Raw genomic sequence first — 14,777 nt, 5'->3', positions numbered from 1 at the left:
GCCGCCTGCGATATAATAATGTATTATTGTATCCTGGAGGTGCCGCATATGGAGAAGACCCGCCGCGAGATCATGGACCGGGTATATCTCACCTATCTGCCTGCCAAAAAGTTCAAAACCAGCTGCCTGTCCGCCCAGTTCATCGCCCCCCTGCGCCGGGAAACGGCGTCCTATGGGGCGCTGCTGCCGCTGGTGCTCCAGCGGGGCACCATGACCTGCCCGGACATTGAGCAGCTGTCCGCCGCCATGGACCGGCTCTACGGCGCACAGATCAACCCCACCATCCGCAAGCGGGCGGAGTGCCAGTGCATCGGCTTTGTGGCCTCGGTAATGGACGACAGCTTCGCCCCCCAGGGAGAAAAGCTGCTGGAGCCCACCGCCGCCCTGCTGGGGGAGCTGCTGCTGGACCCCGTCACCCGCAACGGCCGGTATCTGGCGGAATATGTGGACAGCGAGCGGGCCAACCTGCTGGACAGCATCCGCTCCATCCGCAACGACAAGCGGGACTGGGCGGACCTGCGGCTTCTGCAGGAGATGTGCCGCTATGAGCCCTACGGCGTCAGCCGTCTGGGCGACGAGGCTGCCGCCGCCGCCATCAACAACCAGAAGCTCCATGCCTACAGCCAGCAGATGATGGCCGCCTCCCGGCTGGAGCTGTTCTACTGCGGCAGCGCCCCTATCTCCCGGGTGGAGGACGCCCTGCTGGAGGCCTTCGCCGCCCTGCCCCGGGGCGCGGGCCAGGACCCGGAGCCGCCCCGTGCCGTGGCCGCCCCGGTGGAGCCCCGCATCATCCACGAGGCCATGGACGTGACCCAGGGAAAGCTGTCCATGGGCTTCCGCTGCGCCACCGACGATGTGCCCGCCATGATCCTGGCAAATCTGCTGTTCGGCGGCACCAGCAATTCCAAGCTCTTTATGAACGTCCGGGAGAAGCTGTCCCTGTGCTACTACGCCTCCAGCACCTATGTCCGCTCCAAGGGCATCCTCACGGTGTCCTCCGGCATCGAGACCGCCGACTATCAGCGGGCCCTGGACGAGATCCTTCACCAATTGCAGGAGATCCGGGACGGTCACTGGGAGCCCTGGGAGCTGGAGGGGGCCCGCAGCACCATGCGCAGCGCCCTGATCTCCCTGTCGGATTCCCAGGGTGCCCTGGAAAATTACTGCCTGGGTCAGGCCGCCACCGGCCAGAGCGAGGACCCGGAGACCATGCAGCGCCTGCTGGACCAGGTGATGCCGGAGCGCATCCGGGCCGCCGCCCAGAGCGTAACCCTGGACACCGTATACTTCCTGCACGGAAAGGAGGAGGCCTGATGAAAACCCTTACCTACCCCCGCATCGGGGAAAAGGCCATCTGGGAGACCCTGCCCAACGGCCTGCCCGTCTGCGTGGTGCCCAAGCCCGGCTATGCCCGGAAATTCGCCTTCTTCACCACCCGCTACGGCGGCATGGATATGCGCTTCCGGCTGGACGGCCAGTGGCTGGACACCCCTGCCGGCATCGCCCACTATCTGGAGCACAAGATGTTCGACACCGCCGACGGCAGCGCCATGCAGGACCTGGCCCGGGGCGGGGCCGAGCCCAACGCCTACACCAGCAACGCCGTTACCGCCTACTATTTCGACTGCACCGAGCATTTTTACGACAATCTCCGGATTCTGCTGTCCTTCGTGTCCGTCCCCTACTTCACCGACGAGAGCGTGGAGAAGGAGCAGGGCATCATCGCCCAGGAGATCGGCATGATCGAGGACAACCCCGAGTGGCAGGTCTATCGCCAGATGATGCAGGCCCTGTACCGTCACAGCCCCGTCCGCCAGTCCGTGGCCGGGTCCGTGGAGAGCATCCGCCAGATCACCGCCCAGACCCTGTACGACTGCCACAAGGCCTTCTATACCCCCGCCAATATGTGCCTGGTGGTGGTGGGCGACGTGGACCCGGAGGAGGTTCTCCGGGCTGCCCGGGAAATTCTGCCCCGGGAAAGCGGCCCCGTGATCCCCCGGGACTATGGCCGGGAGGAGGACCTGACCCCCCACATGACCCGCATCGAGGACCGGATGGAGGTGGCCATGCCCACCTTCCTGCTGGGCTTCAAGTGCCCCCCGGTGCCGGAGGGGCCGGACCGCATGCGCCTGGACATTCTGGGGGATCTGGCCTGTGACGTGCTCATGGGCGAGTCCAGCCCCCTGTTCACCCGGCTGTACAGCCAGGGGCTGATCAACGGCACCTTCGACAGCGCCTATGACCTGCTGCCGGGAGCCGCCTATGTGTTCTGCGGCGGCGACAGCAACGATCCCGAGGCCGTGCAGCAGGCCGTTCTGGACGAGGCACGCCGGGTGGTCCGGGAGGGGGTGGACCCGGCCTATGTCCAGCGGCTCCGCCGGGCCAGCTTCGGCGCGTCCATCAAGAGCCTGAACTCCTTCGAGGCCATCGCCTCCACCGTGTCCGAGGGCTGCTTCCAGGGATACGATCCCTTCCGCTTCCCAGAGGTGTACGACTCCATTACCCAGCAGGATCTGCTGGACTTCATCCGGGACAACATCCGCCCGGAGCGCATGGCCCTGTCCGTGATCTATCCGAAAGAGTAAGATGGGAGCAATTCTATGAACGAAAACTGGAAATTTTCCGATATCCCCTATCACCGTCCCGACGTGGAGGCCCTTCAGACCCGGTACGACGCCCTGACCCGCCGGGCCAGGGAGGCCCAAAGCCCGGAGGAGCTGGTGGAGATCGTCCGCCAGCGGGACGCCCTCCAGCAGGAGGTGGGCCTGTGCCAGGCGGTGGCCTTCATCCGGGCCTTCCACGACGTCACCGACGAATTTTACCAGACGGAGCTGCAGGAGACCCTGCCCCGGCTGGAGGGCAGCCTGGACAGTCAGTCCCTGGCCGCCGCCATTGCCGAAAGCCCCTATGCCCCGGCGGTGGACGAGACCTTCGGCCCCCAGCTGCGCCGCCTGCTGACCCTGGACCACCAAATTCACGCCGGGGGCAAGGACCTGCAGGCCCGCATCTCCCAGCTGACGGCCCAATACCAGCAGCTGACGGCCTCCGCCAAATACCCGGTCCAGGGGGAGCTGCTCAGCGGCGGACAGCTGCGGGCCGCTCTGGCCAGCCGGGACCGGGCGCGCCGCAAGGCCGCCTATGACGCCCAGCAGCAGACGGTGCTGGAAAACGCCGGACAGCTGGAGGACATCCTGCGGCAGCTGGTCCATGCCCGCATCGACCTGGCCCGGGCCAACGGCTTCGACAGCTTCGCCGATTACGGTGACCTGGCCCAGCAGCGCCTGGGCTATGGCCGGGCGGAGCTGGACGCGTTCTGCCGCCAGGTGCAGACCCATATCACCCCCCTGTACCTGCGGCTGCAGGAGGAGCAGCGCCGGCGCCTGGGGGTGGACACGCTGATGCCCTATGACCGGGCCCTGGTGTTCCCGGAGGGCAACGCCGTGCCGGTGGCGGCGGAGGAGCTGCCCCGGGCCGCCCACCGGATGTATCACAGCCTCAGCCCCGAGGCCGGGGCCTTCTTTGACGAGATGGTCCGCCACGACCTGCTGGACGTGACCGGCTCTCCCAATAAAATTTCCGGTATGGGCTTCTGCGACATGCTGGGCGCGCCCTATGATATGCCCTTTGTCTTTGCCAACTGCGACGGCACCGCCGGTGACGTCACCGTATACACCCACGAGCTGGGCCACGGGCTCCAGGGGTATCTGTCCATCCGCAGCCAGCCGGTGGCGGACTATGCGGGCCTGAGTCCGGACCTGGCGGAGGTCCACTCCAAGACCATGGAGCTGTTGGCCCAGCCCTACGCCCGGGACTTTTTCGGCGACCACGCCGGACAGTTCCTGACGGAGCACCGCTATGACTTCATCAAGGAGCTGTGTGCCTTCTGCTCCATCCACACCTTTGAGACCTGGCTGTATGAGCATCCAGACGCCTCTTTGGCCCAGTGGGCAGAGGAGTTCGACCGCATTGAGAAGTCCTTCGGCCGGGCGCAGAACAATGAGCCCTGGCGGCAGCAGGTGCTCTCCGGCTGCGACCTGTTCACCAACATGGCCCTGTATATGTTCCCCCGGTATGTCATCAGCTACGCCCTGTCCATCGTCTGCGCCCAGCAGCTGAAGGCTGCCTATGACGCCGACCCCGCAGACGGCTGGGCCCGGTATCACGCCCTGTGTGCCTCCGGCGGCAGCAGGACCTACGCCGAGACCCTGGCCGCCGCCGGACTGCCTCTGCCCTACGCCCCCGGCGTAGTGGAAAAGCTGGCCCAGGACCTCTCCCGCCAGCTCTGGGGCTGAAAAAAACGGCCCGCAACCGTCGGTTGCGGAACTTCCAGCCCCACTTGGTGGACAGTTGCGGCCTTTTTCGATATGCTGACGCCATCAATATCAAAGGAGGCATTCTCTATGACCCTGTGTGAAAAGCTCATCGACCTGCGCCGCAAAGCCGGCCTGTCTCAGGAACAGATGGCCCAGCAGCTGGACGTGTCCCGTCAGGCCGTCAGCAAGTGGGAAACGGGCGAGTCCCTGCCCGACACCAACAAGCTCCTGGCCATCGGCCGTCTGCTGGGCGTCACGGTGGACTATCTGCTGGACGATGAACAGACGGACCCTGCTCCCACCTCCGCCGGGCCGAAGAAAAGCGGTTTTGCCCGCTTCTGGCGTACATACGGCTTCGTCTCCGGATACCTGATGTCGCTGGTGGGGATCCTGGGCCTGGTCCGGATCGCCGCCACTCTGGCTGCAGGCTTCCGGCTGGGCAGCATCGCGGACTTCGGATCCGTCGATCCCCAGTGGCTGGAGGGACTCAGCACAAGTCCGATCTTCACCGATCTCTCCTCCCGGTACAGACAGGCGCTGATCCTGTCCCAGATCCCGGACTTCCTGCTCTGCGCCGCCCTGACGGCAGGCGGCTTCCTGCTGGCCCGGTGGCTCCGGCGGAAATACCGGACCGCTTGACCGCTCCCCTTCCTCCTACAATCGGGAAGGGCGGGATTTCCATGTATATGATAGATTTTTTCACATATTTATGCTATAATTATTATGAGATTTTGTATGCAGCCAAAGGAGGGCAATTATGATGGAGATATTAGAGATAAAACAAGCAAATGATGCACTTGCAGAAATGGTTGCCCTATTTCGTGTAGAGCTGCGTTCATATAAAGGCATTGCATCCAGGCCGAACATTAAAGCAGGACGAGAAGAAATGGAAGAATATCTTTTTGCCAAGTTTCCGGTGTATGCCGCCCTTGTGGATGACAAATACGCAGGCTATGTGGTTTGTCGTATCAAGCTGAAAGACGGTAAGATCGCCTCTATGGATGAGCATTGGGCAGACGATGGCGAAGCTCCCAAGTGGCGACAGGATATGAAAATTGGGAGAAAGATAAAATGATAGAGCTACGAACAATCAACGAGAATAACTACACAGACTGTCTTAATCTTAAAGCCAGCGTTGCAAATGAAAATTTTGTGGATTCTGTGGCGTATTCTCTGGCAGAAGCATGGGTTCATTATAAAGACACCAAGCCATTTGCAATTTATGCTGATGAAACAATGATTGGCTTTGTTTCAATGTATGTTGGTGAAGAAAACTATCAAATAATCAATTTTCTTATTGATGATGCCTATCAAAAAAAGGGGTATGGAACTGCTGCTGCCAAACTCTGTATTGATTTCCTTTATAAGGAATACAAAGCAAGACGAGTTTCAGCTCCTGTAAATCAGCGCCATACAGCTGCGCAGAAGTTTTGGACAAAGTTGGGATTTGCCTATTCAGATTCCGTTGAAGATGGATATGTATTTATGAGATTGAATTTAGTGTAGCAGACTATGATACGCTAATCCCACCGAACTGACAGCGGAGCTTCTGAATACGCTGATTGAGGAAATCGTCATTCACGAAGCAGCCATCGTGGACGGTATGCGTGAGCAGGATATTGACATCTACTACCGATTTATCGGCAAAATTGAGTAAAACAACGAATATGAGTACCTATGCAAGTAGGCGTAGGCACTCATACATAACCAATATCTTTAATTTAGGGAAACGGGCGAGTCCCTGCCCGACACCAATAAGCTCCTGGCCATCGGCCGTCTGCTGGGCGTCACGGTGGACTATCTGCTGGACGATGAACAGACGGACCCTGCTCCCACCTCCGCCGGGCCGAGGAAAAGCGGTTTTGCCCGCTTCTGGCGTACATACGGCTTCGTCTCCGGATACCTGATGTCGCTGATCGGGATCCTGGGCCTGGTCCGGATCGCCGCCACTCTGGCTGCGGGCTTCCGGCTGGGCGGCATCGCGGACTTCGGATCCGTCGATCCCCAGTGGCTGGAGGGGCTCAGCACAAGTCCGATCTTCACCGATCTCTCCTCCCGGTACAGACAGGCGCTGATCCTGTCCCAGATCCCGGACTTCCTGCTCTGCGCCGCCCTGACGGCAGGCGGCTTCCTGCTGGCCCGGTGGCTTCGGCGGAAATACCGGACCGCCTGATTGCTCCCCTTCCTCCGAAAAATAGGGCTTTTCAACGGCCCCGCTCTGCGGTATAATAGAGGGAGTTTTCTGAGCAAGGAGTGACATTATGAAGATCATGACCGACAGCCCCATCCGCTTCCCGGGGCTTTTTGGCGACTGGGCCATCACCATCAGTTCCAAGGCCATCGACATCGGCAACGGCATCTATTGGTATGGCATCCTCATTGCCCTGGGCATGCTGCTGGCCCTGTGGTGGTGCATGCGCCAGCGCACCAAATACGGCATCCGGGAGGATGACCTCATCGACGGGCTGCTGTGGGGCATCCCCTCAGCCATCGTGGGGGCCCGGCTATACTATGTTCTGTTCTATCTCAGCGAGTTCAAGGACCATGAGGGCCACTTCAGCTGGTCCAAGGCCATCGCCATCTGGGACGGCGGCCTGGCCATTTACGGCGGCGTCATCGCCGTGGTGATCGTGGCCATCATTCTCTGCCGCAGCCGCCACATCAAGCTTGGGGCCATGATGGACCTGGTGGTCATGGGCCTGCTCATCGGCCAGGCCATCGGCCGCTGGGGCAACTTCCTGAACCGGGAGGCCTTCGGCGCGGAGACCGCCCTGCCCTGGCGCATGCAGCTGACCACCACTGCCGGGGAACTGGTGGAGGTCCACCCCACCTTCCTGTATGAGAGCCTGTGGAACCTTATCGGCCTGCTGCTGATCGTTTTTGTGGTATCCAAGGCCCGGCGGTTCGACGGTGAGAACACCTGCTTCTACTTCCTGTGGTACGGCGCGGGCCGCTTCTGGATCGAGGGTCTGCGCACCGACAGCCTGTATCTGTTCGACTGGGCCATCGCCGGCCAGCCCATCCGGGTGTCCCAGGTGCTGAGCCTGGTGCTGATGATCGCCGCCCTGGCGGTGCTGTTTTACAACATCAGGCTCCACCCCCACAAGCCGGAGGAGCTGTATGTGAACATCGTGGCCGCCCGGGAAGCCGCCCAGGCGGAGGAGCCCGCCGAAGCCCCGGAAACCGCCGAACCGGCGGAGGCGCCGGAAGCACCGGAGGTGCCGGAAGAATCTTCAGAAGAATAAACGCCCACCCCCTGTATCCCGTGGGATACAGGGGGTGCGTTCGTTTTTTACAGGGCCCGCCAGCTCTCCGGCCGCAGGCCGTGACCCATGAGGCCCTCCTGCACCTGCTGCCGCAGGGCGGGCAGGTCCCGGTTCAGGGTCCCCTTCAGGGTCAGGTAGTTGGAGGCGTGGTTCATCCGGAATACGCTGCCCTCGCTGTCGATGTGGTCCAGCAGCAGGGCCGTCTCCTGCAGAATCTCCGCCGGGCCCAGCACCCGGAAGCTGCCCTCCCGGACCCACTGCTCCAGCGGCGTTCCCGGCTCCACCATCAGCGTCAGCAGGCCGATATATTCCGGCTTCATGGCACTGAGGGCCCGGGCGGTGTCCACGGCGTGGTCCCGGAGCAGCTCCCGGCTGCCAAGCCCGGAAATGGCCGTCACCGACAGGGCCAGGCCCGCCTGCCGGGCCTTCTGCCCCGCCGCCACAATGGCCGCGGCGGTGTGGCCCTTGCGCATCCGCTCCAGCACCGCGTCACAGCCAGATTCCAGGCCCATATACACCATTTTCAGTCCGTTTTCCCGCAGCCGCCGCAGCTCCTCCTCCGTCTTGACCTGGAGACTCCGGGGCGAGGCGTAGCACGTCACCCGCTGGCACTCCGGAAACAGGCTGTACACCATGGTCAGAATTTCCAGCAGCTCATCGGTTTTCCGCATCAGGGCGTCGCCGTCGGCCAGAAACACCCGCTCCACCCGGCGGTATACCTGCCGGGCCAGGCGGAAATCCTCCCGGATCTCCTCCATGGGCCGCAGGGCAAACCGCTTATCGTCATACATATCGCAGAAGGCGCAGCGGTTGTGGCTGCACCCGTAGGTCACCTGGATGATGAGGCTGTAGGCCTCGCTGGGGGGCCGATAGACCTTTCCCTTGTATCGCATGGGCAATTCCTCCTTTTCCCCGCTATTATCGCATACTTTTCCCGGTTTGAAAAGGGTCTATTTTGTGCCGCTCCGGCATAAGCTGGACCAGCTTCAACAAACGAGGAGGATGACTATGGACAACAACTTCAACCGCGTGCGCCTGTGCGGGCGGGCCGCCGGGGAGCCGGAGCTGTCCCACATAAACCACGGCGAGAGCTTTTACCGCTTTCCCCTGTCGGTGGAGCGGCTTTCCGGCCAGGAGGATCGGCTGCCGGTGATTTTGCCCCGGCCGCTGCTGGAGGCCCACCCCGTACATACCGGGGACGTGCTGACCCTTACCGGCCAGCTGCGCTCCTTCAACAACCGCAGCGGCCAGGGTCCCCGGCTGGTGATCTCCGTGTTCGTCCGGGAGCTGGTCCCCGGCGGCGCGGCCCCCTTTAACCAGATTCAGCTCTCCGGCGTGCTGTGCAAGGCTCCCTCCCTGCGCCGGACGCCTCTGGGCCGGGAAATTTGCGACCTGATCCTGGCGGTGAACCGCCGGTACGGCCGGGCGGACTATCTGCCCTGCATTGCCTGGGGCGCCATCGCCCAGCAGACGGCCATCCTGCCGGTGGGCTCCCGGCTGACGGTGGAGGGCCGGGTCCAGAGTCGGGGCTACACGAAAACCGTGGACGGCGTGGGACAGGAGCGCACCGCCTATGAGGTGTCCATCATGCGCCCGGCGGAGCCGGAGGAATTTTTCCTGTAAGACCGCCCCCCGGGGTGAAAATCCGCCTTGCAGGGTCCTTTCCCTCCGTGCTATAATGGGGGAAACATCCCAACCAAGGAGGAACCTTACATGATCTACACCGATTTTCACGGAGAGAAGCTGTCCCTGCTGGGCTTCGGCACCATGCGTCTGCCGCTGGTTCCCGGCGGCGGCCCGGCGGACATCGACGAAAAGACCACGGCGGACATGGTCCGCTATGCCATGGACCACGGCGTCAACTATTTCGACACCGCCTATCCCTACCACGGCGGCATGTCCGAGCGGGTCATCGGCCGGGTGCTGAAGGACTTTGACCGCCAGAGCTTCTATCTGGCCACCAAATACCCCGGCCACCAGATCAGCGACAGCTACGACCCCGCTGCCATCTTTGAGGAGCAGCTCCAGAAGTGCGGCGTGGAGTATTTCGACTTCTACCTGCTGCACAATGTGTACGAGAAGTCCATCGAGACGTATACCGATCCCCGCTGGGGCATCATCGACTATTTTCTGGAGCAGAAGAAGAACGGCCGCATCCGTCACCTGGGCTTCTCCTCCCACGGCGGCGTGGAGCTGCTGGAGAGCTTCCTGTCCCGCTGCGGCAAGGACATGGAGTTCTGTCAGATCCAGCTGAACTATCTGGACTGGACCATGCAGGATGCCAAGGCCAAGTGCGAGCTGCTGCGCCGATACAGCATCCCCATCTGGGTCATGGAGCCCGTCCGGGGCGGCCGCCTGGCCTCCCTGACGCCGGAGGCGGAGTCCGAGCTCCACGCCCTGCGGCCGGAGGAGTCCACCGCTGCCTGGGCCTTCCGCTTCCTCCAGGGGGTGGAGGGGGTCCAGATGATCCTCAGCGGCATGACCACCCCCGCCCAGATGGAGGACAACGTCCGCACCTTCGAAGAACGCCGCCCCCTGACGGACCAGGAGGAGAAGGTCCTGCTGGACATCGCCAAGGGCATGTACGGCGCCGTGCCCTGCACCGCCTGCCGCTACTGCTGCGACGGCTGCCCCATGGGCCTGGACATTCCCATGCTGCTGAAGCTGTATAACGAGGCCAAGTTCTCCCCCAACTTCAACATCGGCATGCGGGTGGAGGCTTTGCCGGAGGACAAGCGCCCCGCCGCCTGCGTGGGCTGCGGCCAGTGCGCCCGGGTCTGTCCCCAGAACATCGACATTCCCGCCGCCCTGGCGGACCTGAACGAGGTGCTGAAGAAGATCCCCAGCTGGGCCGACATCTGCCGCCAGCGGGAGGAAGCCGCCCGCCGGGCAAGAGAAGCCAAGTAACATGGCCCATATCATCGAAATCACCGATTTTTCCGCCCCGGAGCTGGATATCTACGCCCGGCTGACGGAAAACCAGCTGGTGAACCGGGCCGACCCGGAAAACGCCCTGTTCGTGGCGGAGAGTCCCCTGGTCATCGGCCGGGCTCTGGACGCCGGGTGCACGCCGGTGTCCTTCCTGATGGAGCGCAAGCACATCGAGGGAAAAGGCGCGGAGGTGCTGGCCCGCTGCCCGGCGGACATTCCGGTATACACGGCGGACCTGCCGGTGCTGACCCAGCTGACGGGCTTCCACCTGACCCGGGGGATGCTGTGCGCCATGCGACGGCCCCGGCTCCCCTCCGTGGCGGAGGTCTGCGCCAATGCCCGGCGCATTGCCGTGCTGGAAAACATCATGAATCCCACCAACATCGGGGCCATTTTCCGGTCCGCCGCCGCTCTGAACGTGGACGCGGTGCTGCTGACCGCCGCCGGCAGCGACCCCCTGTACCGCCGGGCCGCCCGGGTCAGCATGGGCAACGTGTTCCTGGTGCCCTGGACATATCTGCCGGAGGGGGAGAGCTGGCCGGAGCTGCTGCATGAGCTGGGCTTCAAAACCGTGGCCCTGGCTCTGCGGGACGACTCCCTGGCCCTGAACGATCCCCGCCTGCTGGCGGAGCCGAAGCTGGCCATGGTGCTGGGCACCGAGGGGGACGGCCTGGCCTCCTCCACCATCGCCGCCTGCGACTATACCGTGAAAATTCCCATGTCCCACGGGGTGGATTCCCTGAACGTGGCCGCCGCCAGCGCCGTGGCCTTTTACCAGCTGGCCCTGCTGAACGGATAAAAAAAGCCTGTGTATTCGGTGCAATTGCACCGAATACACAGGCTTTTTATATTCGATACTTCTGCTCATAGGCCCGGACCCGGCTGTCGAAGGCCGGATCCCGCTGCCGGACCGCCAGCTGGGCGGCATGGAGATTCCGGTTCCCGGCGGACAGATCCGCCACGCACTCCATGATGTTGCAGCAGTGGTCCGCCGCCCGCTCCAGGTCCGTCAGCACGTCCGACCACACGAAGCTCAGCTCCATGGCCCCCTCCCCCGGCTGCGTTTCCCGGATGCGCCGGGCCCGCAGCCGCTGCCGCAGGCCGTCGATGACCTGTTCCAGGGCCTCCACCTGCCCCAGGGCGGCGGCGTCCTCCCGGCGGAAGGCCGCCAACGCCAGGTCCGCGATCTCCTCCACCGCCTCCGTCAGCACCCGGAGCTGCCGCCGGTCCTCCGGCGGCAGCTCAATTTTCCGGTCCCGCAGCTCCTCCCCGCTTTCCAGCAGGTTCATGGCGTGATCCCCCAGCCGCTCCAGGTCGCCCATGAGCATCAGCAGCTCCGCCGCCCGGGCGCTGTCCCGGCGGGTCAGGGTCCGTCCGCCCAGCCGCACCAGAAACGTGCCCAGGGCGTCCTCCAGGCCGTCGATGCGCTCCTCCTGCCGCCGCAGCTCCCGGGCCGAGTCGGGGTGCACCTCCGTCAGGGCCTGAATCCCCCGGCGCAGGTTGTCCCGGGCCAGGTCCGCCATTTCCAGGGTCAGCTCCCGGCACCTTTCCAGGGCCGCCGCCGGAGCCGCCAGCAGACGGGGATCCGGCTCCGCGGAGGGTGTCTCCTCTCCGGGCAACAGCCGCAGCACCGCCCGCTCCAGCAGGCCCGCCGCCGGAAACAGCGCCGCCGTACACAGCAGGTTGAAGGCCGTGTGGATAACGGCCACCCCCGGCAGGGTCACGGCCCGGTCCAGAATGGCCGGAGCCGCCAGCGCCTTCACCAGCCAGAACACCCCCAGCCAGATGCCCGCCCCGGCCAGGTTGAACAGCAGATGCACCAGAGCCGCCCGCCGGGCGCTGCGGCTGGCCCCCACGGAGGACAGCATCGCCGTCACGCAGGTGCCGATGTTCTGGCCCATGACAATAGGGATGGCGGCCCCCACCGTCACCTGTCCGCTGGCGGCCAGGGCCTGCAATATCCCCACCGAGGCGGAGCTGGACTGGATCACCGCCGTCAGCACCGCCCCGGCCAGCACCCCCAGCAGGGGGCTGCCGAAGGCCGTGAACAGCTGCCGGAACCCCTCCGCCCGGGCCAGGCCCGATACAGCGGCGGTCATGATCTCCATGCCCTGCATCAGAACGGCAAAGCCCAGCAGGGCCTGGCCGGTGTCCCGGCGGCTGCCCTTTCCGGCCAGATACGCCGCAATGCCCCACAGACTCAGCAGCGGCACAAAGCCCGCCGGGCGCAGCAGCCGCCCCAGGACGCCGCCGCCCTCCAGACCTCCCAGGCTCAGCAGCCAGGGCGTCACCGTGGTGCCCACGTTGGTGCCCATGATGACCCCCACCGCCTGGCGGAGGGTCAGCATACCGGAGTTCACGAAGCCCACCACCATCACCATGGCCGCCGATGAGCTCTGCACCGCCGCCGTCACCGCCAGGCCCGTGAAAAACCCCGCCCAGCGGCTGCGAGTCATCCGCCGCAGCAGGCCCTCCAGCCGTCCCCCGGCCCGGCGCTGCAGCGCCTCCGCCATGATCTGCATGCCGAACAGAAACAGGCACAGTCCGCCCAGGGCGGTCAATCCGTCAAAAATGTCCATGCGCGCCTCCTCTCCCCTTTAGCATGCCCCGCTGCCGTCCGTCCAAATCGCAGGCATTTGTCCGTGTCGCGCGTACTTTTTGCCATTTTGTGTCGTTCGTGCAAATTACGCAGCCGCCGCCGGACAAATTTGTGGCTTTTCCCATCTTTACTTTATCTCGGTAGTGTGGTAACGTATTAGCATACTAAATCGCCCGGTGATAGGGGCCGGGGAATGGAGGAAATCATGAAAAATACCATCCGCCGCGGGCTGTGCCTGCTCCTGCTGCTGGCTATGACCGCCGCCATGGCCGCCTGCGGCCCGAAGAACACCAACACCGACGCCGACGAGAAAACCATGGTCTACGCCGTGGAGGCCGGGTCCGCCGGTGAGGAGGTGGCCAAGGAGAAGGGCTGGACCGTCAACAGTGTCCAGGATCAGGCCGCCGCCCTGATGGAGGTGGCCGCCGGTACCTCCGACGCCGCCGTCATCGACCTGCTGATGGCCGGGGCCATGATCGGGCCAGACACCAGCTATCCCGACCTGACCTATACCGACAGCCTCACCCAGGAGGAGTACGGCATCGGCTGCCGCCAGGGCTCTGACCTGGCCGACTTCATCACCTCCGTTCTGGCCGAGGCCTATCAGGACGGCACCACCCAGACCCTGGCCCGGCATTTCGGCATCCGGGAGGACCTGCTGGCGGAGATGCCCCAGACCGGCTATACCGAGGACGCCGGCGGCGACGTGGCCTATATCCAAGGCAAGGGCACCCTGGTGGTGGGCATCACGGAGTTTGCCCCCATGGACTATAAGGACGACAACGGCCAGTGGACCGGCTTTGACGCGGAGCTGGCCCGGCTGGTGGCCCAGCGCCTGGGGGTGGACGTGGAGTTCGTCATCATTGAGTGGGGCCAGAAGGTCAATGAGCTCAACAGCAAGGCCATCGACGTGGTGTGGAACGGCATGACCCTCACCGACGGCGTGCAGACCGCCATGACCTGCACCCCCGCCTACTGCCGCAACGCCCAGGTCATCGTGGTCCCCGCCGCATAAGGCCATGTTCTGGACCGTAACCCTTTCCCTGCTCCAGGGGATGCGCCAGGCCGCCGTCCTGTTTGGGCTGACGTTGGCGTTCTCCCTGCCGCTGGGCCTGCTGGTGGCCCTGGGCTCCATGAGCCGCTGCCGCCCGGTGCGGGCGTTGTTCGACGCCCTGGTGTGGGTGATCCGGGGCACGCCTCTGGTGCTGCAGCTGATCATCATTTTCTACGGCCCCGGCCTGTGGTTCGGTCACAACATCTGGGGCAGCAACCGGATGCTGGCGTGCACCGTGGCCTTTGTACTGAACTACGCCTGCTATTTCTCCGTGATCTACCGGGGCGGCATCCAGGCCGTCCCGGCGGGTCAGCGGGAGGCCGGTCAGGTGCTGGGCCTCACCCGCCGCCAGATCTTCTTCAAAATCACCCTGCTTCAGGTGGTGAAGCGGATCCTGCCTCCCATGTCCAACGAGATCATCACCCTGGTGAAGGACACGTCCCTGGCCCGAATCATCGCCATTGTGGAGCTGACCAAGGCCGGTGAGGACTATGTGAAGTTCGCCGGGATCACCTGGCCCCTGTTCTATACCGGGGTATACTATCTGCTGTTTGTGGGGCTTCTGACGCTGCTGTTCCGGTATCTGGAGCGCCGTCTGAGCTATTTCCGCTGAA

15 protein-coding genes and 1 pseudogene are annotated in these 14,777 nt (G+C 63.8%); 14 read left to right on the top strand and 2 right to left on the bottom strand.

Translation table 11 applies throughout. The annotated features are described in order from the left end of the window. Positions 1-48 precede the first annotated feature (48 nt). From yfmF to lgt, 9 genes and pseudogenes are all read left to right on the top strand, one after another. Positions 49-1,314 (top strand): EF-P 5-aminopentanol modification-associated protein YfmF, encoded by a 1,266-nt coding sequence (gene yfmF / locus LKD37_RS08535; RefSeq protein WP_302928829.1) that lies wholly within the window; start codon positions 49-51, stop codon positions 1,312-1,314. Continuing rightward, positions 1,314-2,585 (top strand): EF-P 5-aminopentanol modification-associated protein YfmH, encoded by a 1,272-nt coding sequence (gene yfmH, locus LKD37_RS08530; protein ID WP_302928828.1) that lies wholly within the window; start codon positions 1,314-1,316, stop codon positions 2,583-2,585. The genes yfmF and yfmH overlap by 1 nt, the downstream gene beginning before the upstream one ends. Positions 2,586-2,600: 15 nt before the next feature. Further along, positions 2,601-4,292: a M3 family oligoendopeptidase gene (locus LKD37_RS08525; RefSeq protein WP_302928827.1), complete on the top strand. Its 1,692-nt coding sequence runs from the start codon at positions 2,601-2,603 to the stop codon at positions 4,290-4,292. Between the two features lie 108 nt (positions 4,293-4,400). Further along, the gene (locus LKD37_RS08520) at positions 4,401-4,952 is read left to right on the top strand and encodes a helix-turn-helix domain-containing protein (RefSeq protein ID WP_302928826.1); all 552 of its coding nucleotides are present in this window, start codon (positions 4,401-4,403) and stop codon (positions 4,950-4,952) included. Positions 4,953-5,070: 118 nt separating this feature from the next. Next, positions 5,071-5,388, top strand: coding sequence for a hypothetical protein (locus tag LKD37_RS08515; RefSeq protein WP_022178115.1), 318 nt, complete (start codon positions 5,071-5,073; stop codon positions 5,386-5,388). Then, positions 5,385-5,819 (top strand): GNAT family N-acetyltransferase, encoded by a 435-nt coding sequence (locus LKD37_RS08510; RefSeq protein WP_302928825.1) that lies wholly within the window; start codon positions 5,385-5,387, stop codon positions 5,817-5,819. The genes LKD37_RS08515 and LKD37_RS08510 overlap by 4 nt, the downstream gene beginning before the upstream one ends. Positions 5,820-5,841: 22 nt before the next feature. Then, positions 5,842-5,970, top strand: a pseudogene (locus LKD37_RS08505) (DUF4368 domain-containing protein); the annotation flags it as partial. Between the two features lie 135 nt (positions 5,971-6,105). Next, complete coding sequence (locus LKD37_RS08500; protein WP_302928824.1) at positions 6,106-6,486, top strand: hypothetical protein; 381 nt, start codon at positions 6,106-6,108, stop codon at positions 6,484-6,486. Positions 6,487-6,574: 88 nt separating this feature from the next. Beyond that, on the top strand, positions 6,575-7,558 hold the full coding sequence (gene lgt, locus LKD37_RS08495; RefSeq protein ID WP_302928823.1) for a prolipoprotein diacylglyceryl transferase: 984 nt from the start codon (positions 6,575-6,577) through the stop codon (positions 7,556-7,558). 47 nt (positions 7,559-7,605) lie between these two features. On the opposite strand, the gene LKD37_RS08490 is transcribed toward lgt, so the two are convergent. After that, positions 7,606-8,472, bottom strand: a complete 867-nt coding sequence (locus LKD37_RS08490; RefSeq protein WP_302928822.1) for a radical SAM protein — start codon at positions 8,470-8,472, stop codon at positions 7,606-7,608. A 115-nt stretch (positions 8,473-8,587) separates the two neighbouring features. Here LKD37_RS08490 and LKD37_RS08485 point away from each other — a divergent pair, with 115 nt between their 5' ends. The 3 genes from LKD37_RS08485 (at position 8,588) to LKD37_RS08475 (ending at position 11,309) form a co-directional block, all read left to right on the top strand. Then, positions 8,588-9,202 carry a single-stranded DNA-binding protein gene (locus tag LKD37_RS08485; protein ID WP_302928821.1) on the top strand — a complete coding sequence of 205 codons (615 nt, stop codon included), beginning with the start codon at positions 8,588-8,590 and terminating at the stop codon, positions 9,200-9,202. Between the two features lie 90 nt (positions 9,203-9,292). Next, the gene (locus tag LKD37_RS08480; protein WP_302928820.1) at positions 9,293-10,486 is read left to right on the top strand and encodes an aldo/keto reductase; all 1,194 of its coding nucleotides are present in this window, start codon (positions 9,293-9,295) and stop codon (positions 10,484-10,486) included. A 1-nt stretch (position 10,487) separates the two neighbouring features. Further along, positions 10,488-11,309 carry a TrmH family RNA methyltransferase gene (locus tag LKD37_RS08475; RefSeq protein ID WP_302928819.1) on the top strand — a complete coding sequence of 274 codons (822 nt, stop codon included), beginning with the start codon at positions 10,488-10,490 and terminating at the stop codon, positions 11,307-11,309. A gap of 46 nt (positions 11,310-11,355) precedes the next feature. Here LKD37_RS08475 and LKD37_RS08470 read toward each other — a convergent pair whose 3' ends face one another. Next, complete coding sequence (locus LKD37_RS08470) at positions 11,356-13,089, bottom strand: Na/Pi cotransporter family protein (protein ID WP_302928818.1); 1,734 nt, start codon at positions 13,087-13,089, stop codon at positions 11,356-11,358. A gap of 225 nt (positions 13,090-13,314) precedes the next feature. Here LKD37_RS08470 and LKD37_RS08465 point away from each other — a divergent pair, with 225 nt between their 5' ends. Both LKD37_RS08465 and LKD37_RS08460 read left to right on the top strand, forming a co-directional pair. Beyond that, positions 13,315-14,124, top strand: a complete 810-nt coding sequence (locus tag LKD37_RS08465) for a transporter substrate-binding domain-containing protein (protein ID WP_302928817.1) — start codon at positions 13,315-13,317, stop codon at positions 14,122-14,124. Positions 14,125-14,128: 4 nt separating this feature from the next. Further along, on the top strand, positions 14,129-14,776 hold the full coding sequence (locus LKD37_RS08460; RefSeq protein WP_302928816.1) for an amino acid ABC transporter permease: 648 nt from the start codon (positions 14,129-14,131) through the stop codon (positions 14,774-14,776). Position 14,777: the final 1 nt, after the last annotated feature.

The sequence above is a fragment of the Brotocaccenecus cirricatena genome (genome assembly GCF_020687045.1).
In the GTDB taxonomy this organism is placed as follows: Bacteria; Bacillota; Clostridia; order Oscillospirales; family Oscillospiraceae; genus Vescimonas; species Vescimonas cirricatena.
The sequence above is the reverse complement of the archived record's forward strand: the minus strand, read 5'-3'. Positions and strand labels throughout refer to the sequence as shown.

Bases quoted from the DNA above. Each gene is read 5' to 3' on its own strand.
- LKD37_RS08510 (WP_302928825.1), top strand. From the start codon at position 5,385: ATGATAGAGCTACGAACAATCAACGAGAATAACTACACAGACTGTCTT.
- LKD37_RS08525 (WP_302928827.1), top strand. From the start codon at position 2,601: ATGAACGAAAACTGGAAATTTTCCGATATCCCCTATCACCGTCCCGAC.
- LKD37_RS08490 (WP_302928822.1), bottom strand. From the start codon at position 8,472: ATGCGATACAAGGGAAAGGTCTATCGGCCCCCCAGCGAGGCCTACAGC.
- LKD37_RS08465 (WP_302928817.1), top strand. From the start codon at position 13,315: ATGAAAAATACCATCCGCCGCGGGCTGTGCCTGCTCCTGCTGCTGGCT.
- LKD37_RS08480 (WP_302928820.1), top strand. From the start codon at position 9,293: ATGATCTACACCGATTTTCACGGAGAGAAGCTGTCCCTGCTGGGCTTC.
- yfmF (WP_302928829.1), top strand. From the start codon at position 49: ATGGAGAAGACCCGCCGCGAGATCATGGACCGGGTATATCTCACCTAT.
- LKD37_RS08470 (WP_302928818.1), bottom strand. From the start codon at position 13,089: ATGGACATTTTTGACGGATTGACCGCCCTGGGCGGACTGTGCCTGTTT.
- LKD37_RS08485 (WP_302928821.1), top strand. From the start codon at position 8,588: ATGGACAACAACTTCAACCGCGTGCGCCTGTGCGGGCGGGCCGCCGGG.
- LKD37_RS08515 (WP_022178115.1), top strand. From the start codon at position 5,071: ATGATGGAGATATTAGAGATAAAACAAGCAAATGATGCACTTGCAGAA.
- yfmH (WP_302928828.1), top strand. From the start codon at position 1,314: ATGAAAACCCTTACCTACCCCCGCATCGGGGAAAAGGCCATCTGGGAG.
- LKD37_RS08460 (WP_302928816.1), top strand. From the start codon at position 14,129: ATGTTCTGGACCGTAACCCTTTCCCTGCTCCAGGGGATGCGCCAGGCC.
- lgt (WP_302928823.1), top strand. From the start codon at position 6,575: ATGAAGATCATGACCGACAGCCCCATCCGCTTCCCGGGGCTTTTTGGC.
- LKD37_RS08475 (WP_302928819.1), top strand. From the start codon at position 10,488: ATGGCCCATATCATCGAAATCACCGATTTTTCCGCCCCGGAGCTGGAT.
- LKD37_RS08520 (WP_302928826.1), top strand. From the start codon at position 4,401: ATGACCCTGTGTGAAAAGCTCATCGACCTGCGCCGCAAAGCCGGCCTG.